General features: G+C 32.4%; 22 protein-coding genes. 14 read left to right on the top strand and 8 right to left on the bottom strand.

The genetic code is table 11. From position 1 onward, the window contains the following. Positions 1-17: 17 nt before the first annotated feature. The 11 genes from MOV42_RS08090 to MOV42_RS08140 all read left to right on the top strand — a co-directional run bounded on the left by MOV42_RS08090 (position 18) and on the right by MOV42_RS08140 (position 14,152). Entirely contained in the window at positions 18-1,100 is a 1,083-nt protein-coding gene (locus MOV42_RS08090; protein ID WP_324170685.1) for a type IV pilus twitching motility protein PilT, read from the top strand. Between the two features lie 102 nt (positions 1,101-1,202). Beyond that, positions 1,203-3,422 carry a TonB-dependent receptor gene (locus MOV42_RS08095; RefSeq protein WP_324170686.1) on the top strand — a complete coding sequence of 740 codons (2,220 nt, stop codon included), beginning with the start codon at positions 1,203-1,205 and terminating at the stop codon, positions 3,420-3,422. A 24-nt stretch (positions 3,423-3,446) separates the two neighbouring features. After that, complete coding sequence (exbB, locus tag MOV42_RS08100; RefSeq protein ID WP_324170687.1) at positions 3,447-3,890, top strand: TonB-system energizer ExbB; 444 nt, start codon at positions 3,447-3,449, stop codon at positions 3,888-3,890. Further along, a complete protein-coding gene (locus MOV42_RS08105) occupies positions 3,880-4,260 on the top strand; it encodes a biopolymer transporter ExbD (protein WP_324170688.1) in 381 nt (126 codons plus the stop codon). The genes exbB and MOV42_RS08105 overlap by 11 nt, the downstream gene beginning before the upstream one ends. A gap of 13 nt (positions 4,261-4,273) precedes the next feature. After that, positions 4,274-4,933, top strand: coding sequence for a sulfite exporter TauE/SafE family protein (locus MOV42_RS08110; protein WP_324170689.1), 660 nt, complete (start codon positions 4,274-4,276; stop codon positions 4,931-4,933). A gap of 12 nt (positions 4,934-4,945) precedes the next feature. Next, positions 4,946-7,327 (top strand): 4Fe-4S binding protein, encoded by a 2,382-nt coding sequence (locus MOV42_RS08115; protein WP_324170690.1) that lies wholly within the window; start codon positions 4,946-4,948, stop codon positions 7,325-7,327. Next, a complete protein-coding gene (locus MOV42_RS08120; protein ID WP_324170691.1) occupies positions 7,314-8,294 on the top strand; it encodes a 4Fe-4S binding protein in 981 nt (326 codons plus the stop codon). The genes MOV42_RS08115 and MOV42_RS08120 overlap by 14 nt, the downstream gene beginning before the upstream one ends. After that, the gene (locus tag MOV42_RS08125) at positions 8,287-9,564 is read left to right on the top strand and encodes a 2-hydroxyacyl-CoA dehydratase family protein (protein ID WP_324170692.1); all 1,278 of its coding nucleotides are present in this window, start codon (positions 8,287-8,289) and stop codon (positions 9,562-9,564) included. The genes MOV42_RS08120 and MOV42_RS08125 overlap by 8 nt, the downstream gene beginning before the upstream one ends. Further along, entirely contained in the window at positions 9,564-10,373 is an 810-nt protein-coding gene (locus MOV42_RS08130; protein WP_324170693.1) for an acyl-CoA dehydratase activase, read from the top strand. Before MOV42_RS08125 ends, MOV42_RS08130 begins: the two co-directional genes overlap by 1 nt. Positions 10,374-10,376: 3 nt before the next feature. Next, the gene (locus MOV42_RS08135) at positions 10,377-13,466 is read left to right on the top strand and encodes an efflux RND transporter permease subunit (RefSeq protein WP_324170694.1); all 3,090 of its coding nucleotides are present in this window, start codon (positions 10,377-10,379) and stop codon (positions 13,464-13,466) included. Continuing rightward, positions 13,463-14,152, top strand: a complete 690-nt coding sequence (locus MOV42_RS08140; protein ID WP_324170695.1) for an energy transducer TonB — start codon at positions 13,463-13,465, stop codon at positions 14,150-14,152. The genes MOV42_RS08135 and MOV42_RS08140 overlap by 4 nt, the downstream gene beginning before the upstream one ends. A gap of 32 nt (positions 14,153-14,184) precedes the next feature. On the opposite strand, the gene MOV42_RS08145 is transcribed toward MOV42_RS08140, so the two are convergent. Genes MOV42_RS08145 through MOV42_RS08165 form a run of 5 tightly spaced genes read right to left on the bottom strand, consistent with a single transcriptional unit; the run spans position 14,185 to position 20,080 of the window. Next, the gene (locus MOV42_RS08145) at positions 14,185-15,192 is read right to left on the bottom strand and encodes an SAM-dependent methyltransferase (RefSeq protein ID WP_324170696.1); all 1,008 of its coding nucleotides are present in this window, start codon (positions 15,190-15,192) and stop codon (positions 14,185-14,187) included. Beyond that, positions 15,182-16,408 carry a TolC family protein gene (locus tag MOV42_RS08150; RefSeq protein WP_324170697.1) on the bottom strand — a complete coding sequence of 409 codons (1,227 nt, stop codon included), beginning with the start codon at positions 16,406-16,408 and terminating at the stop codon, positions 15,182-15,184. The genes MOV42_RS08145 and MOV42_RS08150 overlap by 11 nt, the downstream gene beginning before the upstream one ends. Next, positions 16,365-17,549: an aspartate aminotransferase family protein gene (locus MOV42_RS08155; protein WP_324170698.1), complete on the bottom strand. Its 1,185-nt coding sequence runs from the start codon at positions 17,547-17,549 to the stop codon at positions 16,365-16,367. Before MOV42_RS08155 ends, MOV42_RS08150 begins: the two co-directional genes overlap by 44 nt. Next, entirely contained in the window at positions 17,546-19,282 is a 1,737-nt protein-coding gene (locus MOV42_RS08160; protein WP_324170699.1) for a molybdopterin-dependent oxidoreductase, read from the bottom strand. The genes MOV42_RS08155 and MOV42_RS08160 overlap by 4 nt, the downstream gene beginning before the upstream one ends. Continuing rightward, on the bottom strand, positions 19,283-20,080 hold the full coding sequence (locus MOV42_RS08165) for an HlyD family secretion protein (protein WP_324170700.1): 798 nt from the start codon (positions 20,078-20,080) through the stop codon (positions 19,283-19,285). It lies immediately after the preceding gene. 103 nt (positions 20,081-20,183) lie between these two features. Between MOV42_RS08165 and MOV42_RS08170 the strand changes: the two genes are divergently transcribed. Further along, on the top strand, positions 20,184-21,131 hold the full coding sequence (locus tag MOV42_RS08170) for a chemotaxis protein (protein WP_324170701.1): 948 nt from the start codon (positions 20,184-20,186) through the stop codon (positions 21,129-21,131). Between the two features lie 29 nt (positions 21,132-21,160). Here the strand turns inward: MOV42_RS08170 and MOV42_RS08175 are convergent, their stop codons facing one another. Genes MOV42_RS08175 through MOV42_RS08185 form a run of 3 tightly spaced genes read right to left on the bottom strand, consistent with a single transcriptional unit; the run spans position 21,161 to position 24,532 of the window. Further along, on the bottom strand, positions 21,161-22,486 hold the full coding sequence (locus MOV42_RS08175; RefSeq protein WP_324170702.1) for a sodium ion-translocating decarboxylase subunit beta: 1,326 nt from the start codon (positions 22,484-22,486) through the stop codon (positions 21,161-21,163). A 4-nt stretch (positions 22,487-22,490) separates the two neighbouring features. Further along, positions 22,491-24,293 carry a biotin/lipoyl-containing protein gene (locus MOV42_RS08180; RefSeq protein WP_324170703.1) on the bottom strand — a complete coding sequence of 601 codons (1,803 nt, stop codon included), beginning with the start codon at positions 24,291-24,293 and terminating at the stop codon, positions 22,491-22,493. An 8-nt stretch (positions 24,294-24,301) separates the two neighbouring features. Next, complete coding sequence (locus tag MOV42_RS08185) at positions 24,302-24,532, bottom strand: OadG family transporter subunit (RefSeq protein ID WP_324170704.1); 231 nt, start codon at positions 24,530-24,532, stop codon at positions 24,302-24,304. Between the two features lie 125 nt (positions 24,533-24,657). Here MOV42_RS08185 and MOV42_RS08190 point away from each other — a divergent pair, with 125 nt between their 5' ends. Then, positions 24,658-24,948, top strand: a complete 291-nt coding sequence (locus tag MOV42_RS08190) for a DUF3817 domain-containing protein (RefSeq protein ID WP_324170705.1) — start codon at positions 24,658-24,660, stop codon at positions 24,946-24,948. A gap of 47 nt (positions 24,949-24,995) precedes the next feature. Next, the gene (locus MOV42_RS08195) at positions 24,996-25,292 is read left to right on the top strand and encodes a hypothetical protein (protein WP_324170706.1); all 297 of its coding nucleotides are present in this window, start codon (positions 24,996-24,998) and stop codon (positions 25,290-25,292) included. The last annotated feature ends 2 nt before the right edge of the window (positions 25,293-25,294 follow it).

Below are 25,294 nucleotides of genomic sequence, written 5' to 3' on the forward strand. Positions count from 1 at the left end.
TATTAGGAGTAATTCAGATGAGTGAAAAAATGAAAAAAGCAGTTGACATAAAAAAACTCCTAAAGAGTGTTTTAGCCTACGGTTCGAGTGATTTACACCTTGTTGTTGGAAGTGAACCACAAATTAGAATAGATAAAGAACTACGCCCACTTAATCTTGCTGTATTAAGTGCAAAAGATATTGAAGGAATGGCTTACGCACTTATAGAAGATAAACAAAAGAAAATTTTTGAAGATATAAACGAACTTGATTTTTCATTTGAGTTACAAGATATAGGTCGTTTTCGTGCTAATTACTACCGTACTATTGGTGGGATTGCTTGTGCTTTTCGTATGATTCCTATTGATATACCAACGCTTGATGAATATGGAAATCCTCCAATTTTTAAAGAACTTATAAAAAAAGAAAAAGGTCTTATTCTGGTTACTGGTCCAACAGGAAGTGGTAAATCAACCACATTAGCATCTATGCTTCATGAGATAAATATGACAGAAAGAAGACATGTTATTACAGTTGAAGACCCAGTTGAGTTTGTTCATAAAAATATAAAATCTCTTTTCTCACAAAGAGATGTCGGGAATGATACTGCTTCATTTGCATCTGCACTTAAATTTGCCCTGAGACAAGATCCAGATATCATACTAATTGGGGAAATGCGAGATGCTGAAACTATTGGAGCAGCATTAACAGCGGCAGAGACAGGTCACTTGGTGTTTGGAACACTCCATACTAACTCTGCACCTGGAACTATTAACCGTATTATAGATGTTTTTGATGGAGAAGAGCAAGCTCAAATTAGAGCGCAATTAGCTTCTTCACTTGTAGCAGTTGTCTCTCAAACATTAATACCTCGTGTTGGTGGTGGTAAAGTTGCAACACAAGAGATTTTAATAACAAACCCTGCTATCCAAAATCAGATTAGAGAAGACAAGGTTCATCAACTATACTCTCAAATGCAACTAAATCAAAATGAGACTCACATGTCTACGCAAACGCAAGAATTAATAGAGTTACTTCAAAAAAGAACAATTACAAAAGAAAATGCTATTAAAAATTCAAACAGACCTGAAGAGCTTATTAAAATGATAGAAGGGTTATAGCACTTAATATTAAATATTACTTAAACATACAACTTAATACATAATTAACACTTTTCCCTTATAATCCACCCGAAGAATTTTAACTATACTCAAGGGAAAGATATGAAAAAAAGAGTTTATCTATCGGTTATCTGTGCGCTTGCAATTAATGTAGCGGCTTCAGATTTAGGAACAATACAGGTTGAATCATCAACAATTGATGATAAATTTGATACAAAAAAGTTCAATGTATCAAGTACAGCAACAATGAGTGCTAAAGAAGTTGAGTCTTTCCATGCAGAAAATATTGCTGATGTTTTAAACACTATTCCAGGTGTTACTGTAAGAAAAAATGAGGGTGATTCGAACAAGATTCACATTAGAGGTATCGCAACTGAGATGTATATGGGAGAAAAACCTGGTGTAGCAATCGTAATCGATGGTGTACCTGTTCAAGAGAGAGCTGGAAGTGTTAATATTGATATTGATAATATTGAATCAATCAAAGTATTAAAAGGTGGAGCTTCATATCTATATGGTAATGATGCTATTGCTGGTGCAATTATTATTACTACAACAAGACCTAAAAATAAGAACCAAGGTTTCGCTACTGCAGAAATAGGAAGTTATGGATATCAAAAATATTTAGCTTCATATAATATGGGTAAAGAAAATTTTGCAGCAAATGTTCAAGCAAGTTATAAAAAGAGTGATGGTTACTGGGAAGATTCAGATTACTCTATTAAATCTATAAATAGTAAATTTCAATACTATATAGATGATAGTAGTGATTTAACAATTGGTGCAGATAAGACCTTAAGATATGAAAATGATACAGGGTCAATAACATATGCTACTTATAATGGAACTACTGGTGTATATACAAATAATGTCAATGATAATCCAAAAAGTGTTGGTCAAGTTGGTTATTCAACTAAAAATGACATTGATTTAACAAAATTATTTTTAACATACTCTAAAAATTTTGATAATGGCTCAAACTTAATGGCTCAAATCTATCACTATGAAGATAGAACTATTAATGATAGTAGCCCAATTGACAGTAATGGCGATGGTATAAGAGATGAGCATAAATCAAAAGTCGATAAAAGTACAATTCAAAGAGGTTTAAAATCTGAGTATAGAATGGATGGTACTACATTGGCTTCTATGCTAGGAGTTGATATAGCTAGAAATGAAGAAACATCAAAAAGTAAATATAGAATTGAATATACAGATACAAGACCTCCTTTCACTGTTCATCCTATTGATGAAGTTACTCGTAATACAGAAGGTAAAGAAGATATCAATGCAATATATGGTGAGTTTAAGTATGTATTTACAAAAGATTTTACTACTACACTAAATGCCAGATATGATAATATAAATTATGATTATAAAAATATATTAACTTCTAATGATTGGAGGACTAATTTTAATGAGAGTTCATATAGAATTGGTGCTACTTATAAACTTGCAGATAAACAAGTGTTGTATGCTAGTGTATCAACAGGATTTAGAGTGCCAACACTGTCGCAATTATATGCAGGTGATATGTCAACATCATCTTACCCTGGAACATACGCCAATAACACAGATATTGATACTGAAAAAACATATAACTATGAAATTGGACTTAGACAAAAAAGTGGTTTACTATCTTATGAATTATCTATTTTTCAACTTGACAGAAAAAATGTTATCGGTAGAAGTAGTGGTAACTACGCATCTACCAAAGGTGTGGATGTATATTATGACAACATGGCTGATGTTCAAAACAGAGGATTAGAGCTTAGTATAAAAAGTGATAAACAAAAAGATTTTTCATTTTTACTTAACTACACATACTTACATTCTGAATATACTAGATATGACAGATATACACATATTCTAAATGAGGGTGGCACTGCAAACGGTACTGACCAAAATGGTGATGGTGATTTTAGAGATGATTATGTTGAAGGTGTTTATAATCTGGCTGGTAACAGAGTACCAAGAACATCAGAACATACAATCTTCCTGGAGGCTAATTATAGACCATTGAAAGGTTTACTGCTTACAGCTGACATAAACTATAGATCAAACCAAAATGCAGATGAGATGAATGAAATAAAAGTTGATGGATATTCGATTGTTAATCTAAGAGCTAAATATAATCTTAAAGTATCAGGTTTAGATATAGAAATATTTGCAAAAGTTGAAAATATTTTTGATAAACAATATTATATGATGCCTCGTGTTACTGGTGATAGAAATGATGATGGACTATACGATGTAAGAGATATGGGATTGACTGTTAACCCTGGTAGAACTTTACTTGCTGGTCTTTCTGCAAAATTCTAATAATAAATAATATAGGTAAATATAATGAACATAGAACTAATAAAAGATATTGTTGACTACGGTGTTATCGGCCTTCTAGGAGTTATGAGTTTCATGACTTTTTGGTTTTGGGTTGAAAGGATTCTTTTTTTTAGAGGAGTAGATGTAAACAGCTTCGAGACAAAAGAAGAGCTTGAAATTGAACTTACTAACAATATCAACATTATCTCAACTTTTGGTTCTAATGCACCATATATTGGACTACTTGGTACAGTATTTGGAATTATCATAACTTTTTACTCTATGGGACAAGGCAGTGACTTGGATGCCAAGACAATAATGACATCTTTAGCTCTTGCTCTAAAAGCTACTGCTATGGGACTTATAGTAGCAATTCCAGCCATAGTGTTTTATAACCATTTAGCTAGAAAAATTGAAGTTGTTCTAGCTTATTGGGATATAAAAGAAAAGAGAAAACTTGCAAATTAAAAAATTTGATTCAATAAATGTAGTCCCGTTTATTGATATTATGCTTGTACTTCTTGTAATAGTCCTTACTACTGCTACATTCGTAGCAAAAGGGATTATTCCCGTTGACCTTCCAAATTCAAAAACTGCAACAAAACAAAATAACAAAAAGAATCTTACTATTACAATAAAAAAGAATGGTGATATTTTATTTGACAAAGTGAAGGTCTTAAAAAAAGACATTATTTTAAAACTTTCAAAATATGATATAGAAATACCTGTTCATATCAACTGTGACAAAAATGCAAAGTTTGACCTGTTTGTTTCAGTTCTAGATTCCCTAGAAGAAAAAGAGTTTAAAAATCTTGGAATAATTACCAAGAAGAATTAAGAAGAAAAATCAGATGGAATATACAGCTTTTATATCAATATTTATCATTGGTCTCTCTTATGGAGCAACAGCATGTATGTTCTCATGTATGCCGTTTCTAAGTCCTATTCTTATTAGTAATTCTAACAATACAAAGCAAGCACTAGGCATAATTGTGCCTTTTAGTCTTGGAAGAATATTTAGCTATACACTTATAGCAATTGTGGCGTATTTGAGTTCTGTATGGGTAAAGCAGATGCTAAATGACAATTATATTTTTAGCATTGTATTGGGTGCTAGTACTATCTCTATGGGAGTATATCTATTTTACAAGAGCTTTAAATCAACTCGCTTTTGTGGACACACTACACCATTAATAAAAAAACCAAAGTTAAATAAACTTGGTTTTTTTACTATAGGTGCAACTATGTCCATAAATCCATGTGCTCCGATAATGGCACTCTTAGCAGTAGCAGCAAATAGTAGTAATATTTACAACTCTATAGGACTAGGTCTGTTCTTTGGAGTCGGTGCTGTTATATTTTCAATTATATTTTATGGTTTTATAGTCTCAAAATTGATTAAGGGATTGATGCTTCAATTCTCTTCTTACAAGCTTTTGATGGAGCGAATAGCAGCACTTCTACTAGTTACAGTAGGAATATTAGTATTAAACGGTGTTTTAGTACTTTAAAAAAGGTAAATAATGGTAGATTTTATAAAACGAGACAAAGATGATATTTATTCTAAGCCGATAATAGGTTTTTTATTTAAAAACCAAAAGTTTTTAATGACTCTAAAAATAATAGTCTTAGCTCTATTTTTATATGCTATATACTATGGTTACACTCATACAGGTAAAGACAACTTGTTTACTTGGGCTGTATTTTGGGGTATCTTTTGGTCTCTGTTTATGGTTATTACTCTGCCTACTTTAGGAAGAGTTTTCTGTGGCATCTGCCCTCATGGTTTTATAGGAAAATACATTACAAAATTTGGTTTGAAAAAAACTATGCCAAAATGGATGCAAAACCAGTATATAGGTCTTTTACTTCTTGTTATTGGATGGTGGGGAATTTACTATATGTTCCCTGGAATCTACAGAACAGCTATAGGAACTGCTGTTATGTTTAGTGTTATGACTCTAATCTCTTTTGTAGTATATTTTTTGTATAAAGATATGAGTTACTGTAAATATGTTTGTCCTATTGGAACACTAACTAGAGCCTACTCAAAACTATCATTTACATGGTTGGGAACTTATAAAAGTGCTTGTAATGAATGTAAAACATTTGAGTGTGCAACTGCTTGTCCTTATAACTTAAAACCATTTACATTTGATAAAAGAAATTCTATGACTGAGTGTACCCTATGTATGGATTGTAGCTCTGCATGTGAAGCGGTTAGTTTCAAAGTCAAAAAACCATCATTTTCTTTATTCTCAAAATTTCAACCTTTAAAAGCAGAAGTATGGGCATTTATTCTTATACTTGCTGCTATTCCAATTACTATGTCATTTCACCATGGAATCGGACGAAGTAATGCTGCGGGGGATATGATTTGGTCAAAAACAGCAGAGTTCTTCAAAAGTTTTATTAGTTTTGGTTCAGTAGACCCTATCGGTTTATTTGCATTTCTTTATGCGATGCTATTTACTATTGTAGCGGCTCTTGTTGGTATGTTTATAGCATCTAAGATTCTTCAAAAAGATTTCTCCAAAATACTTTATGATCTTGGATACTCTTATGCTCCACTATTTATATTAGGTTCTATCGCTCACTCGTTAGAGGCATTTTTCATAAGAGGATATGAAAAAATAGTAGAAGGATTTGCTCAAGGTTTTGGATTTAGCGTTGATGTATCATCTCTGGCAAATAGAGGAGATAGTTGGCTACATATGTTTGGCATATTCAAATGGATTGCAATAGCTTGGGCATTAATCATACTTTATAAAAGAATGAAACTACTAGATGTTCATAAGATGAGAAAGATTGTAGCCTACCCTTTTGCGGCATCTTTAATCATTTTCTTCCTAAGTATTAATATGTACAGATCACATATCTTAGATACATATGGCAGAGCTTCAGGCGGGCATGGTAATCATAGTACAAAAGTATTTCAAAGTACTTCAACTCCAGAAGACTTTAAAAGAAGAGCCACTCAAAGTTATAAAAAACCAACAGCATTTGATACCGTATATTTTTCAGATACTAATCCTGCAGCCAAAAAGAAAAAATATGGGGGAGGACATAATCATGGTCGCGATAGAAATAAAGTAGCATCGAAAAAAATGTGGCCTATCTTTGAAGACAATTCTGGAAAAAAGAACTGCTTGGGTAACATAGATGCTGATCTTTATGTTCTAGATGCTAACTTAATAACAACAAAACTAACTGGGTCAAAAGATAGAGGCTGCAAATCTGTTAGTTTTAAAATGCCTAATAATGGATACTACAACCTCTACTATAATAGTAGAACACTCCAAGATAACACTCTTTATATTCAAACAGCAAAGTATGAGAAAATGAGATTTAATCATAGTAACGATGCTATTTATGACGAAGAAAAAATGTCAGCTCACACAATTTTTGAAGTACCTTTTGATATTTTAAGACTAAGAGAAGACGGAGAGACATTTTATTATCGTCTATATTCAGGCGACAAAATAAGACTAAAAGTTATGCTCAACTCTAAAGCAATTCAAAATGCATCTCTTACACTGTCAACTAAAACAGGTTGGTCAAAAACTATTAAAACAGATAAAGATGGAGTAGCAGTTTTCACACTTCTTAAAGATTATTTTCCCAAATGGAATAAGTTTGACAGAAGACATAAGAACCAATTTTTACTCACTGCAAATTACACAGAAAATTCTAAAGGTACACATAATGATAAAGAGTATGGTTCTATAAACTACGAATCGACATATACATCTATTTACTATCCAGCAGAGAGTGCTTATAGATCTTACGCTTACGGTCTGTTTGCTGCAACTGCTACAGCTATACTATCTGGGTTTGCTATATACTGGTTTAGAAAAAGAAGACAAAAACCTTTTAAAGAGGTGAGATTTTATGAAAAAAATTAGAGACTTTATAAACAAAGCAGATATTCGAAAATTTCGTTTTTGGCTGCAACTGTTTTTCTTTGTCATCTTTATATACGGCGGTTACTTTTCTATTAATTTGGGAAATAGTATTCCTGTATTTTCATGTGGTTACGATAGAGAAGTTGGAGGTATGTGTTACTTTCTGCCTCTGCAACATCAACTGGCTCGTCCTTTGGATGTACTCTTTAGCGTAGCAAGCATCTCAGTTCTTATAGGTTTTATAACTTTTTTACTATGGTTTATAGTATTTAATAAGGCTTGGTGTGGTTATGCTTGTCCTCTTGGAACTATGCAAGACTGGTTAACGGGTCTTAGAAAAAAGATGGGTATCAGGTACAGTACTTATACGCAAGCACAATTTAGTAAACTAAAAAAGATAAAGTACATTATGCTCGCACTTGTAATTTTAGCACCTATGGCTGTTGGTATAGGACTTCTTGGCGGTGAGTGGAGAACAGCATTTTGTGAGATTTGTCCGGGAAGAATGATAACACCTCTTTTTGTAGGCGATGTGTCTCAATGGAGTTTAGACTTCTCAACAAAAAGTGCGATGATTCTTACTTCACTAGGGTTAGTATTTACTGGTCTATTTGTAGTTGGTTCGTTTGTTAAAAAAAGATTCTTCTGTTTTTTCTGTCCTATGAGTGCCATGCACTACATCTTTAGTGATGCGGCACTTTTAAAGCTTAAAAAAGATGGTGACAAGTGTACAAAATGTGGTGACTGCTACACAGTTTGCGATATGCAAATAAAAGATATTGCTGATGATGTAACAAGTACGAATATCTTAAGAGATGACTGTATTTTATGTATGAAGTGTGTGGCTGCTTGTCCAGAAGATGATGCCCTGCATGTTGACTTTATAAATTACCCGATATTTAAATCTACTAAAGGTGGCTTTGCTAAAAGAATGCAAATGGATAAGTGGGAGAAAAAAGATGACTAAAAATATGAGAGAACATACGATAGAGACTCCAAAAGAAAAACAAAACCGTCACAAAGCTATGGAAGCTATCTCAGTTTTAGACAAAATAAAACATGAGTTTAAAGAACCTCCAAAGTCTATGGATTATTTTTACAATCTTTTTGAGAGTGTACATTGCAAACATGAGCCTCTACATAGTGACAAAGTAAAAGTTGGTACTATGTGTATCCAAGTACCATCTGAAATCATCTACGCTCTAGATGCTGTTCCACTTAGGCTATGTAACGGTTTTTATACTAATGATGAGATAGGAAGTGACCTGCTTCCTTCTAAAGCATGTCCTTTAGTTAAAGCAACTGTAGGACAGTTTGCATCTGATAATTTCTCCGATAAACCAGATGTGGTTATATCTCCTACAACTTGTGATCAAAAAGCAAAATCTGGTGCTATTATAGAAGAGATGGGATTTTCAGTCTATGATATGGAGTTTCCTAGAACAAAAGAGAGTGAAGAGAGCCGTGAGTATTGGAGACGCAGTGTTAGAAAATTTACAAAAGAGTTGTCAAATAATTTAGGTAAAAAACTAACTAAAAAGAAGTTAAAAGAGTCCATACAAAAAGTCGGTTTCGCTCAGCATCTCTATCACAGACTAAATGTTTTAAGAAAAAATATAAATGTTCCTATATCTGGAGTAGATATGTTCATGATTACTAATGCTTTTTTCTTCGATAAAATAGATAACTGGATAGAAGCCATCGAAGCAGTTGCAAAAGAGTGTGAGCAGAGAGTAGAAGATGAAATCAGTATGGCACATAAGAGAAGTCCAAGAATTGTCTATACAGGTTCCCCTCCTATATTTCCAAACCTTAAAGTCCCTCTTCTTATAGAGCAATCAGATGCTATTATCGTTGCAGATGAGACATGTTCATCAAACAGAATGTTTAACGATATGGTGAGTGTTGATGAGTGGTTTGTAAATGACATGGTTGATGGTATTGCAGACAGATATCTAAAAGGGTGTACATGTCCGATATTTACAAAAAATGAAGATAGAAAAAGAAGAATTATTGATTTAGTAAAAGATTATAAGGCAGATGGTGTTGTTTATCAGGCTTTTGCAGGATGCCAAGTATATGAGATGGAACAAAGATCTGTTTTAGAAGCTATGGAGAAAGAAGGAATCCCTATCATTTACCTTGAGAGTGATTATTCTCCTAGTCATTTAGGACAGCTGACAACTAGAATCGAAGCATTTGTAGAATCACTAAAAAACAGAAGAAGGAAGCGTTAATGCAGTATTTTGCAGGGATAGATATAGGTTCAACTGCTATTAAAGTTGCACTTGTAGATGAGAATAAGAAGTTAGTGGGACATAGAATAAGTGCCAGTGGAAGCATGTTCTATAAATATGCGAAGCAAAGTTTAAAAGAGATGCTTATTGAACTTAATATAGATGAAGAAGATTTAGTTTATACCGTGTCAACAGGATATGGGAGAAAACTATTTAAAGAAGCCGATGAAAATATAAGTGAAATCACTGCAAATGCAATTGGTGCTAGAGCGGCTACGGCAGATAAGTGTGAAATAAAAACCATTATTAATATTGGTGGACAAGATTCTAAAGCAATTTCACTAGATAGTGAAGGAAATGTAGTAAATTTTGCCATGAATGACAGATGTGCAGCCGGAACTGGAAAATTTTTAGATGTTGTTGCCATGAATTTGGAACTTGAAGTTGACGAGTTAGGTGATTATCACTTTAAATCAAAGGGTACACCACTAGCTATTAATAGTACTTGTGCAGTCTTTGCTGAGTCAGAGATTATAGGACTTTTAGGAAATGACAATAGTGTAGAAGATATAGTTGCTGGAGTTCACTACTCTATAGCAAAAAGAATCATCAAACTAGTAAAGAGAGTCGGTATAAAAGAGAATATCTATTTTGATGGTGGTCCAGCTCTTAACGGTGGTTTAGTTCATGCTATTGAGAATGAGCTTGGAAAAGAGATCTTCATTCCTGAGTTTCCACAAATAACTACATCATATGGAGCGGCAATTTTGGCACATGAGTCTCATACATATGAAAACGAGGTAGACTAATTAATGTTTGAAAGAGTATTAAACTTTTTTATTGATAACTATAAAATTAACTATATTCTATTTTTTCTACTATTTGGAGTTGGAATCTTTGCATATACTCAGATTCCAAAAGAGATATCTCCTACTATAGAGCCTAACTCGGTAACCATAAGAGGCTCATATAGCGGTGCATCTGTAGATACACTAAATAAAATGGCTGTACAAGAAATCGAAGAGGAAGTAAAAAATATTGTCGGGGTTGAAAGTGTAACATCAGTAGTATCCCCAGGAAGATTTTCAATAATTTTAGAGCTTGTAAAGGGTGCAGAAAAAACAGAAGTTATCACAAAAGTTGAAGATGGCATATCTTTAATAAGAGAAAACCTTCCAAGTGATATGGATGAACCTGTAATAAGAGGAGTTGCACACTCAAGAAGTATCATGCATGTATCTATGATATCTCACGAAATACATAGAAACCAACTAAAAGCACTCTCAAAAAAGTTTAAAAGCAGACTTCTTTCAATCGAAAATGTTTCAGATGTAACTATATTCGGAGATTCTGAACTCTTTTATGAAGTGTTAATAGATGAGAAAAAAGTAAATGCTTATAATATTTCTCTTGATGAAGTACTGCGTGTATTTTCAGAAGTATCATATATATTTCCTCTTGGTAAAATAGAAAACCTCAAACAGCAGTACTATATCTCTGCTCACAATGACAAAAGACAGTCTTATGAGCTTGAAAGTACTATCTTAAACATAGATAATCAACGCATCGAACTAAAAGACATAGCTAAAATAACTAAGAGATATGAAGATGCATCTACACTTGCAAGTATGAATGGGAATAACTCTATCACACTTGCCGTTTCACAAAATCCAAAAGGTGATGCAGTTAAAATAGCCGAAGATATCAAAACACTCATATCCAAGATGAAAGTAAAAGGTGTTAACTTCGATGTCAGAATGGATAAATCAACTGTTATAAAAGATAGACTAAATATTGTTATCTCTAACATCCTACTTGGTGTGATTCTGATTACTGTACTAACTGCAATACTTATAAATATCCGTATTGCTTTTATTATCGCTTTGGGTATTCCAACATCTTTTGTTATGGGTGCTATTTACTTCTACTTTACAGGGCACAGTATCAATGTCAACTCTCTTGTTGGTGTGCTTATTGCCATTGGTATTATCGTCGATGATGCTATTGTTGTGAGTGAAAATATACAACAGTACATAGAAAAAGGTTATTCCCCAAGAGAAGCTGCGTTTTTGGGTACAAAAGAGATGGCTAAACCTGTGACTATTGCATCTATAACAACTCTCTTTTCTTTTATACCTCTACTGATGCTAAGTGGAAGACTTGGAGAGATAATACAGCTTATACCAATAGCATTCTCCGCTCTTGTTATAGCTTCACTTATAGAGTCGTTTATATTTTTACCTATTCACGCTTCACACACTCTCTCGGCAAAATCAAGGACTCTCTCGTGGGACAGAGTAAATGCACTCTACCTAAGAGTTCTCATACAACTTGTAAAGTATCAAAAGACTTTCTTACTTACATTTGTAATAATCGTACCTACCCTGATTTACTACGGTATAAAAAGTTCAAAGTATCAAATGTTTCAGCCATTTGATTCTTCATCAATTAATATAACTTTTAAGGCTAAGCCTACAACTACTTTAGAAGAATCACTAGAGATTATTCAGACTTTAGAAAAAAGTATTTTAAAAGAGAAAGATAGATTTTTTCTAAAACATGTAAGTTCTACTGCCGGATATAGAAGAAGTGCGACAGGTTCTGCTGAGATGTATCCTTATGTAGGATATATCTCTCTTGAACTGCATAAAATGGAACCTTCAAACTTTGTAGACAAATATATTACTCCGTACCTTAGTTTCTATTATGACCCTACTGACAGAGTAAGAGATAAATCTTCACAAGCAATATCTAAAGACCTTAGAACTTGGCTCAAAGAGCAAAAATACAAAAAAAGCTTTAACCTAAGCAACCTAATGGTTGTTGAGAGAAAAATGGGACATACAAAAGCTGATATACGCATCGGTATCATCAGTGAAGATTATCAAAAGGCTATAAAGACCATACGAGAAATAGAAAACAGTTTCTCTAAAATAGACGGTATAAAGTACTTTGGAGACAATGTTAAAACAGGACTTGATGAGATAAAGATAAAACTAAATTCTTACGGTGAAGATTTAGGTATTACAGAGAGTTCTCTTGGTAAATATATATCCGGTCTATACCTCACAAGAAAAGTTGGTACTATCTTTGACGGGAACGAACTTGTAGATGTAAAAGTAAAATCATTCAATATTGAAGATGACTTGGAGAGTTTTAAAAGACTGGAGATTCCTCTTAAAGATGGTGTCTTTGTAAAGTTAAAAGATATATGTGAGTTTGAAAAAGTTGAGTCTCTGGAGAGACTTGTTAAAGATGATGGCGAAACTAACTTTTATGTCTTTGCTAATGTAAATCCTTCCATAGTAACAGCAACAGAGGTTTTACAAATGATATCTCCAACTATCAAAAAGCTAAAAGAAGTAAAGGGTATAAAACTCAAATTTAAAGGTGAGAGAGAGCAAAAAAGAGTTATGCAGACTGAAATGATTTTAGCATCTGGACTTGCTGTTATACTTATATTTATATCTATACTCTACCTTTTTAACTCTATAAGAGAGACTATGATAGTTATGTCTGTTATTCCTTTTTCTCTTCTTGGTGTCTATGCAGGGCATTTTATTATGGGTTTAAATATTTCACTACCATCTCTCATCGGTGCATTAGGATTAGCCGGAGTTATTGTCAATGACGGTATTATTATGATGGCAACTATAAAAAAGGCAAAGACTAAAGATGATATATTTCTTCTTGCTCCAAGAAGGCTGAGACCTATTATGCTAACTTCTATCACAACTATTATAGGTCTATCATCTCTGATATTTTTTGCAACAGCACAAGCTGTAACATTTCAGCCTTTGGCAGTTACCATAGGTTTTGGACTTTTGTGGGGGACTATACTAAATCTTTTTTATCTCCCGACAATGTATAACTTTTTCCATAAGTACAGGGCAGATTCATGAACAGATATATCTCATCATTTATAATCAGTTCTATTTTTTATTTAACCATAATTACAGGACTAATTTATTTTGTAAGTATTGATGACAGTTGCAAAGCAGATGTAAACATAAAGGCAACTAAAAGAGTCTGCTTCTCTATCGTAACACAACCGGAGACTTCTAAGCCAAAAATAGAAAAAAAAACTAAGCCAAAGAAAAAACCAAAATCAAAACCAAAATCAAAACCAAAACCGAAACCAAAACCGAAACCAAAGATGTTACCTGTTTCGGTTAAAGAAGAGCTTATTCCGGAACTAATACCAGAGCCTATAGTAGAGGGAACAGAAGTAGTTGAAGAAGAAACTAAAGAGGTTGTTGAGCCTATCACAGAGGCTCAAAACAAAATCAATCATGAAGTTGTTCAGGCAAAACAAGATCTGTTTATTAGTCATTTAATCCATAAAATAAATAGTAATAAGTCCTATCCAAATATGGCTAGAAGAAGAGGGATAGAGGGTCTTGTAAATGTTAAGTTCAAGATACTATCAGATGGTAATGTAGAAGACATTAAAATAGTTTCAGGAAGAAGTATCTTTAAAAAATCAACGATAGAGGCAATTTCTAGAAGTTTTCCTGTTATCGTAAAAGATTCACTATTTGACTTCCCAAGAGAATTCAAAATAAATATTTCATATATTTTAAAATAATAAGCTTAAACCTAATAAGAGCTTTTGTCGTCTTAAAATATTTTTCTAAACTTAATCATCTTAAACCGTTCACCTAAAAAATTTGGCATTATCAGCATCTTCGCTTTTTGGAGTTCTTGTTCATAAATCTTTTCATCAGCATTGTCCTTTAGAATCTCTAGTAGGTTTAAAATACCCATATCTATAAGAGCGACCATTTGAGCCTTTAGCTCTATAAACTCTACTCCAGCTTCTTCATAAGCATCTTTAACATGCTCAAATGTAACATCATAAGTAATATCAGATTTTTTAAATAACTCTTCTCGTTTTATATCTTCTTGGAAAAATGGTATTACATTATGGTTTTCATAAACTCTCAATGAAAAGTCAGGTCGAGCTTGCATCTCTCCATAATCAAAGCTCATAAACTCAAACTTTTTACAAGATTTAGCCATACTTAAAGCGAACTCTTCATAACCAAGGGCAATTTCACCTCTTGATTTGTTATACTTTTGTGCTTTTTGTTTTACCCATTCATTATCTACATCAAACTCTATTTCATGCCCATCAACTCTTGCTGTTTTACCTTTATAAAAAAGCTCACAAGAAAAAGCATCAAATATTTCATTTGCTATAAAAAAAGCATTTTCACATTTCAACTCATCTAAAGATTTATAATGAGTAAGAGAAACAACATCTCCAAAAGAGCTTTGAAAATAGTTTCTCTGCTGCTCTTGAAGGTCATCAAACCTTTCTATGATGACAAACTTCAGAGTATTTAGAAGTTTCGGTCTAAGAGTAAATATAAACTCAATAACATCTGCTAAAAAGTATCCATGATGAGCACCAATCTCACAAATAACACTATTTTTATGCAAAAAGCCTTCATCAACTAAAGAGATAATATGTTTTGCTATTGTTCCACCAAAAAATTTACTTGTACTTACAGCAGTATAAAAGTCACCTTTTTTTCCAATATTTTTATATTTAGTATAATAACCATCTTTGCCATAGAGCCATTCATTCATATACTCACTGAAAAGAGTACTATTATTTTTCATTTTTGTACATCTCGTATAGTGTTAATAGTTCAAGTTGTTTATCTATTTCAAAAATTTGAGCATCTATGTTTTGAATATTTACAGAATTTTCAAGTAGTGAAACATCATAATGAGTCTTATACCCTGCACTATACATATCTTTTGTTTCTAAAAGCAGCTTTTTATATATATCAGCATTTTCTTTACTTAGAGTTTTTTTCTTTTGAAAATTTTGAATATTTTGCGTAACTTGTTCAAAAATAGCTACCAATTCTCTTTTTGTATCTTTAATCATTACTTTTGATTTTAGATACTCAACTTTTGACACTTCTATATCATTAAAAGTATTTATATCAAGTGGCATTGTTGCACGAAGACCATAGTTATAATAATCTGTATTTCCTGAGGTCGTAGCTCCTGTATTTCCAAACTGCTGATTTTGGGTTTTATCAAAATTATATCCAGCAATAAAATTAACCCGTGGTAAATATTTTGAGATAGTTACATTTTTATTGTATCTATTTTTCTCTATATCGCTTTGCGACATACTTAAAACTATGTTATACTTTAAAAAATTCTCTTTTGTAAGTTCTTTTAGATGAGGAACGAATGCACTTGCATAATCCATATCACTTATAGCATTGAACTTTGAGATAAGTCTTTCTTGATTTGTCTCTATGTCATAAAGAGCTTGAATAACAAAGTTTCTCTCAATCACAGCATTATCTAAAAAACCTGAATCAAGTTGTCCATTTAAATATTGCTCTTTTTTTTGTGCCAGTGAAATTTCAGAGTTTTTAATTTGAAGATTTTGTCTTTTTACTTTTAAATCCATCTGCTTTATCTGCATTAAAAGAGAAATAGCATCTTTAACAAGCTTTCTTTTTGCAACATCAACAGAGTAGTTGGAGTATTTTTGAGAAGCTTGTGCAAACTTTATACCATAGTAAATTCCACCACTTGCAAAAATAGCTTGATCCATCTTTATGTTAGCTTGCTCTGCAGTTTGCTCGTTCTGATAAGGGGTACTCTTGGAATAGCTATAGTTTAGATTAATTGGTGAAATCCAAGAATCACGAAGCTTAGAACTCTCTGCTTCAACTTTATCATAATCATAACCAAACTGCTCTTTTTTATTTTTTGATATATACTTATCTAGAGCTTCATTGTTTTCGTTTTCACCGTAAGCTAGACTACAAAGAGCTAACAGCACGATTAAGGGAGTTAAAACCTTCATCAATTTCCTCTTTTGTTATTGTAAGTGGTGGTAAAAATCTTAGTGTATTTTTTCCAGCTTTGAGAACCATTACACCTTCATCTTTTGCATTTGACAAAATAGTAGATAAAATATCTCCATCTTTTGCACGAAGACCACACATCAGACCAATTCCAACTTTTTTTGTAAATAATTTTTTATTATTATTAAAAAAAGCATCTAATTTTTCATTGAAATACTCTATTGTTTTATCAAGGGTTCCTTTACTTTTTAGCTCATTTAGTATATCTATAACACTGCAAGCCGCACTAGAACTAAGGTAGTTACCACCAAAAGTTGAACCATGATCACCAGCACTCAAAACATCTTTTAATGAAGTCATTACTACACCGATAGGAACACCTCCACCAAGACCTTTTGCTAAAGTAATAATATCGGGTTTAATGTCGTAAACTTGTGAAGCTAAAAACTCACCTGTTCTATATACACCTGTTTGTACTTCATCAACAATAAGAAGAACATTTTTAGATTTTAAAAGTTTTGCTAAGGCTTGAACCTCTTTTTTGTCTTGTGGTTGAACTCCGCCCTCACCTTGAACAAGTTCTATCATTACAGCAGTTGTGTGATTATCAAGCAAGCCTTCTATATCACTTATAGTATCTGCATATACAAAACCATCAGGAAAAGGTCCAAAATAGTTATGCATTTCTGCTTGACCTGTTGCTTTTACTGTTGTAATTGTTCTACCATGGAAAGAATGTTGTAAAGTTATAATTTTGTATCTCTTTACTTCACCATTAATTTCACCATATTTTCTAGCTATTTTAATTGCACCTTCATTTGCTTCTGCTCCACTATTTCCAAAAAAGCATTGCATCTCATAACCACTAGTATTTACGATTTTTTGTGCAACCTTAGCTTGTGGTGCAATATTATAAAGATTAGAAGTATGTGTAAGATTTGATATTTGCTTACAAATAGCTTCATTTACAAGTTTATTTGCATGACCAACACTAACAACACCGATACCAGATGTGAAATCAATATATTTTTTTCCATTTGAATCTACTAAAGTTGCATTTTCACCACTTACAAACTCTACATCTGCTCTTGCATATGTAGGTAAAACATATTTTTTATCTAACTCTTGTGTATTACTCATCTATTTACCTCTACTCTATTTTCTTGATATATAGCATTTTTACCTTCGTACGAATGCTTTGAAGATGTTAAGTTATTAACACCTTTTGTTCCGCTAAAAATTAAAACACAATCTTCTCTTAAATCATCTTCAACTTTAACCCTTAGCTCTACACTTCCACTTACAGAAGATATAAAAACTTTTTCATTTTCCACAAAACCTAATGAACTATGAAGATATACACTATTATCTCTATGAAACTGTGAGTTTAAGCTTAGTGGGCTTTTTGAAGTTATAAGATGTAGTTTAGTACTTTTAGGAATATCGCAATCTACTTCATCTAAAAATAAAAACTTACTATCTTCTGTGTCAAAACCATCTTTATATGGAATTTTTTCTCTGCCTTTAACTTCATAAAGTCCATCTTCACCTTCTTGTGCAAAACTTTTAAAATAATTTATATAAAATTCTTCTGATTCTAACTTTATATTATATATTGTACAAAAATAAGAACTTAAATCATACTCACTTATCCCAACATTTGTTTCTTTTTGCTTTGGCATAAAATTTATTGAATTATGAGAATAAGAAGTTCTTACATCATCTTTATATAAAAAACTTTTTGCTGGAATAATAAGGTCTGCTATTTGACTTGTTTCATTTTCATACAAACCAAAATAAATAACATTTTTAGTTTTGGAAATAGATTTTTTAACCCTAAAACTATCTGGCATCTGGGAGAGAGGATTTGCACCTTGAATAAAAACAGTTTCAAAGTCAGAAAACTCCGTATCAACTTTTGATACTCTCTTAGCATCTGTGAAAAAAGGTGAAGTTATTTTTTCTTTTGAAGATCCTAAATAAGCTACTCCACTTCCTTCTTTACCAAAAAGACCAAGCATAACCCCAAAGGCATCTATCGCTCTAATTACATCAGCTCCATCAACATACTTTTGAATTCCAACACCACAAATAATAGATACTTTTTTTCCTTCAACTAACTCTAAAACTTTTTCTATTTGGGATAAATTTACATCCATTTCATTTAAAGTTGGAACTATTCTAATACTTTGAGTAAGTTCATGATAATCTTCATATTCACTTGCAAATTTTTCTAAATACTCTTCATTATGAGTATCATAGATATATAAAAACCTACTAAGTAACATAGCTAAAAATAAATCTCTATGAGGTTTTATCTGTATATGTAAGTCCGCCATTTTTGCTATTTTTGTTTTAATAGGATCAATTACAATAATAGTTTTATTTTTTATAATAGGAAGAAGATGACTAGAAGTTGTATGCGGATTTCTTCCCCAAAATATAATTACTTCAGATTTTTCTATCTCACTAAAAGGCATATTTTTATTGCTACCTCGACCTTCTATGATTCCTGCTTCACCAGCACCATCACATAAGCTTCCATTAGTTAAAGTTGCTCCAAATGAAGCAAAAAAGTGTTCAGCTGTATCTTGGAGTAGAGAAAAATTTCCACTACCTTTATAATGTAAAACTTCATTTGGGTTTGATTCTTTTAACATCAACTCTAGATGCTCTAAAGCTTCTTCAATAGTAATCTCTTTACCTTTGTATCTAGGAGTAGAAATGAAATCATTTTTTTCAAAATGATTCATATGTGGACATAAAAAACCATTAGTATGACCTTTTTTTAAAGCTTTTAGCTTTCCATCTTCATAAAAAATCAAACAAGCATCATAACAATCAAGAGGACATGCCGTAGTGTTTTCTAGCATCTACTTATCTTTTAGTTCTACGGTAACGAGCTTTGAGAAAAGTTTTGGAGATTTAATAATTACTTGTGCCATATATTTTGAAATATTCTTTGAATCTGCAATATTTAATGTTCTTGAAACTTTATATGAAGTTTTTTCTCCATTAATATAAACAATTTTATTTTTTGCACTCGCAACATCTACTTCATCAAGATATATAGTCAATTTTGCTCTTGAAGTATCGGCGACTTTTGCAAGAGGAGTAGATATGCCAACAACCTGCCCTACTTTTACTAGAATTTCATATAAAACAAATCCTTTGTTACTTATGTTTTTATCTTTAACACTTCTTTTTAGATGAGCTTTTCTAAGTTTTAAGTCTGCGATTTGTACATTTAAATTTTGTATCTCTTTTTGTGTATTTAGGTATGAATTTTCACTAGAAACTAGCTCATGATACTCTCTATCTTTTTCAACAACTGACTTAAACTTTAAGCCTTCAATTCGTTTATAGTTTTCTCTTTTTCTAGTTAAAGATTTATCTAAGTTTTTTAAAACATCTGCATTTACTTTTACTATCTCATTTAGATATGTAAGTTTTTCCTCTATAAAAATTAATTCTTTTGAATCAAGTTCAGAATCTATGCGTATGTATGCTTTTGAAGATAGCTTTTTACCTATTTTGTCTTCATCTATAAAAAGCACTAAACCAGAAACATTTGAAGCTATATCTCTTAGTTCGTAAGGTTCAACTTTGGCATAATATACTTTAGAATAAGAGAGAGTAAACATTAAAAAAAGAGTTATTAAAATTTTCACTATATAATTACCTTTATTAAAAACAATATCTTTATTTTAGCATTTAATTGTTAATACTACTTATTTTTGGTACTATTAAAGTAGATTTAATAAAAGGGTACTTATGTCAGTTTTAGATAATGTAGACGCATCCACAAACTTAGCAAAAAACAATGAGCTTCAACTTTTGGTATTTAGAATTAGTCATAGCGATGAATCTGCTTATTATGCAATCAATGTTTTTAAGACAAGAGAAGTAGTTGAATCTAGAAATCATTTTTTAACCCAGATACCTTCAGCACATCCTCTTTTAGAAGGATCAATAATACTTCGTGGTCTTCAAATGCCTGTGCTAAATCTTCCAGCATGGCTTGGTAAAAGTCTTACAAAAGAAGAACTAGCCTTATCTAATATACTTATTTGTGATTTCAATGGTATTGTTATTGGACTTAGAATTATGTCAGCTTTTAGAGTTATAAAGAAAAACTGGAATGAAATGCACGCTCCAGACGCTTACAGACTAAGAGATGATGGGGTAGTAATGAATGATACAAAACTAGATGATGGTTCACTTTGCCTTATACTTGATTATGAAAAATTACTAGCAGATGTCATTCCTCAGGCAATGGTTAACGTTTTTGAGTCTCCTACAAATTTACACAATATTAATATACCACTTAAGCTACAACATGGTGAAGTTTTAATAGCAGAAGACTCAAAAACTGCACAAAAACATTTACAACAAATTTTCAAAAATTCGAATATCAATATTAAGATGTTTGATAATGGAAAATTATTAGTTGATTACATTAAAGAAATGCCTGATTGTTCTATTATTCCAGCTATTATTACAGATATTGAAATGCCAGAAATGTCTGGGTTCACAGTGTTAAAAACTTTAAGAGAATTTGCAGGAACTAAGCTTACACCAATTATAGTAAATAGTTCTATGACAGGTCATAACAATAAAAGAGAAGCTGAAGTTTTAGGTGCTAGTGGCTTTATAGACAAAACAAAAAGTCATGATGTCATTCCACTCATCGTAAAAACTATGAATGCAGTTGATCAGTAGGCTTAAAGAAGCCTATTGATCGGGATATTTTATTGAAATAGTGAGATAAGAACACCAGCTGCAACTGCTGAACCAATTACACCTGCAACATTTGGACCCATAGCATGCATAAGTAGCATGTTTGTACGGTCGTACTCCATACCAACTTTATTTGATACACGAGCTGCCATCGGAACTGCTGAGACACCAGCTGAACCAATAAGAGGATTAATTTTATTTCCTGGAAACTTATTCATAATCTTAGCCATTATAACACCCGCCGCTGTACCAACAGAAAACGCTACGATTCCAAGAGCTAAAATAGCTAAAGTATCTGGAACTAAAAACTGGTCTGCTGCTAGTTTTGAACCAACTCCAAGACCTAAGAATATAGTTACTGTATTTATAAGTGAATTTTGAAGAGTATCATTAAGACGCTCAACAACACCAGACTCTTTTAAAAAGTTACCAAACATAAATGCACCGATTAGAGGAGTAGACGCTGGTAAGACTAAAATAGCTAAAACTAGAACCATAATTGGGAAAACCAACTTTTCTAAACGAGAAACATGACGAAGTGTAGTCATTTTTATTCTTCTCTCTGCATCAGTTGTTAATGCTCTCATAATTGGAGGTTGAATAATCGGAACCATCGCCATGTAAGAGTAAGATGCAACTGCTATAGCTCCAAGAAGTTCAGGTGCAAGTTTAGACGCTATAAAGATAGATGTCGGACCATCTGCTCCACCAATAATTGAAATAGCCGAAGCTTGTTGAAGAGTAAAATCAACTATACCATACTGAGTTAAAGCGACTGCTCCAACTAGTGTTCCAAAAATACCAAACTGTGCAGCTCCACCAAGAAGTGCAGTTTTAGGGTTTGAGAGAAGAGGACCAAAGTCTGTCATCGCTCCAACACCCATAAAGATGATTATCGGAAACATCTCATTTGCTAAACCCATATTGTATATCACACCCAAAAATCCATGAGCACCTGCAATATTTGCAACTGGGATATTGGCTAATAAACCACCAAAAGCGATAGGCAGGAGTAAAAGAGGCTCAAAACCTTTTTTAATCGCTAGATAAAAAAGACCAAAAGTAATAAGAATCATCATAACTCTACCCCAAGACTTATGAAAATCACTCATCTTATCACCATGAGAGTTTAACTCATTTGGATCTGGGTTAATTAATGCATTTATACCTGTTGACTCTAAAAATCCACCCACCATTTCAGTAAACGATTGTGATTTATAAGTCTCTTCTTTATGCATTGAATTCTCAGCACTAGAAGCACCCTGAGTACTAGCAAAAACACTACTAAAGCTAAAAAGCATTAGTAGCGTTAATAGTTTTATAACAAAAGATTTCATATGCCTATCCTATTACTGCTACGACTTGACCTTCCACTACCTTGTCGTTTGTCGCAACATTGATAGATTTAACAACACCGCTACGAGTTGCAACTACATCAATTTCCATTTTCATAGATTCTAAAATTAGAAGTACATCGCCTTCTTGAACACTTTGACCTGGATTTGCTACTAATTTCCAAACGCTACCTGGAAGAAGTGCTTTTATAGAAACTTCATCTCCAGATGCTGTTGCAGGAGCAGCTGGTGCAGATGCTGTTGCACTTTCACCATTTACTGCTGTGACTTGAATATTTGCATCACCTTCTGCAACTTGAACACTAAACTTTTGACCATCTACTACTACTGTATAATTTCCATTACCCATATTTGAACTTCCTTCACAATCTGTTTTCATTTCTGATATTTTACGAACATTTAACTCACCTTCACCTTTTAAGAAAGCTATACCCTTCTCTTGACATGCAGCTGCGATAAATATATTCTCTTCTGTAATTTCTAACTCTTCTTCTTTAAGTTTATTTATCCAATTTTCTAATGATTTTGAATAATCAGCATTTGCTAAATCAAGAGCATTATCAGTTGTTGGAACTAAATTCAACTTCTCAGAAGCAATTTTTACAATTTCTGGATCTGGAGCAACTGGTGTTTTACCAAAATAACCAAGAACCATTCTTCCATATCCTGGAGCTATTGCTTTCCATGGACCTTGCATAACATTGTTAAGTGCTTGTTGGAAGTAAAATTGAGAAACTGGAGTTACACTTGTTCCGTAACCACCTTTTTTAACAACTTCTTGCATCGCGGCTATAACTTCTGGAAACTTATCCAAGATGTCATTATCACGCATCATTTGAGTATTTGCAGTTAATGCACCACCTGGCATTGGAGAAAATGGAATTATTGGAGAAACCATAGTAGCTTCAGGAGGCATAAAATAATCACTAAGACAGTACTGTAACTCTTTTTCATAAGTTAAAATTTTATCAATCTCTAAGCCACCAAGGTCATAGTTCATTCCCTTAGTTGCATGAAGCATAGTTAATATATCTGGTTGACTTGTACCACCACTCACAGGAGCAGCGGCCATATCTATACCATCTATACCAGCTTCAAGAGCAGCCATATAAGCAGAAACACTTACACCAGCAGTTTCATGAGTGTGCAGACGAAGATGAGTTCCCTCAGGAACTAAACCTCTTGCCATTTTAATAGTATCAAAAACTTTTTGAGGGTTTGAAGTTCCAGAAGCATCTTTAAAACAGATACTACTATAAGGGATACCACTATCTAAAATTTCACGAAGAGTTTTTTCATAAAAATCTACAGTATGAGCACCATGACATCCTGGAGGTAAGTCCATCATTGTAACAACTACTTCATGCTTCAATCCATGGTGAGCAATTCTTTCACCTGAATACTTTAAGTTTTCTACATCATTTAAAGCATCGAAGTTTCTAATTGTAGTTGTACCATGCTTTTTAAATAATTTAGCATGCAAGTCAATTAGTTCTTTTGAACCTGTTTCAAGCATAACAGTATTTACACCACGAGATAGAGTTTGAAGGTTTGCATCTGGACCAACAATCTTACGAAATTTATCCATCATTTCAAATGCATCTTCTCTTAGATAAAAATAGAGTGACTGAAATCTAGCTCCACCGCCAAATTCATAGTGAGTTATTCCTGCAGTCTTTGCAGCTTCAACAGCTGGAAAGAAATCGTTCATTAAAACACGACCACCAAAAACCGATTGGAAACCATCTCTAAAAGTGGTGTCCATTACATCTATAAATTTTTTAGCCATTATAATCCTTAACCTTGTCTATGATGAGAAATTGCAGCTGTGATTGCTGCAATTATCTTTTTATTATCTGGTTTTGACTCCACTACTGGATCTAAACTTGCCTGTGGTTCTGGAAAATATTTATTTACTATTTTTGACATTGCATTCATCAAAAATATTAAAACAATAAGGAAAAGTAATACTGTTCCCATTCCCAAACCCATAAACTTAAAGCCCTCTAGTATGAGGTTAGTTTCCATAAAATTACCTTTTGTAAATTTTGCCAAAGTATAGTATAAAGAAGTTTAAAGTTTTCTAGTCTTGTTTAAAAATTGTTACCTTTTGAGTATATACTTTCACTTAAATTATACAAGGAAGATTACTTATGATAAAAAACAGTGTTAAGAAATTTGGACAAATCAACTCTATTGAAGGGTATTCATACCTGATTTTACTATTTATTGCGATGCCAATGAAGTATTATTTTGGATACCCAATTGCAGTAAAAATTGCAGGTATGCTTCATGGTATTTTATTTATATTATTTTGCCTTTTACTACTTCTAGCATATAAAGATACAAAATGGTCGTTTAATGAAAATATTATATTTTTTATAGCTTCACTTATCCCTTTTGGAACATTTTTTACAAAAAATAGAATAAAAGCTTATGAGTAAGTAAAGTATTATTTTGATAAAATGTTAAACATTAAATCGGAGAAATTATGATATTTGGAATGAATGAACAAGATTTTGTTGCATATGTGGTTTTTGGAATTACACTTAACTTTCTTTTTTCTATACTATTTGGAATATATCTAAGCAAAAATATTGGTATGCAAGAGATGATAGAATCAAAAGGGGATAAAGAACAATCCTTATTAGTAAGTTTGAGTCTATTTTTACCTTATGCAAAAATGCTAATAACACTTTACAGAGTAACTATACTTCAACTTTATTTTTTAAATAAAGGGTATTCACATAAAGAATTTTGGGTTTATATGACTCATAATGAAAGTTAAAT

This window comes from Sulfurimonas sp. (genome assembly GCF_029027405.1).
Taxonomy (GTDB): domain Bacteria; phylum Campylobacterota; class Campylobacteria; order Campylobacterales; family Sulfurimonadaceae; genus Sulfurimonas.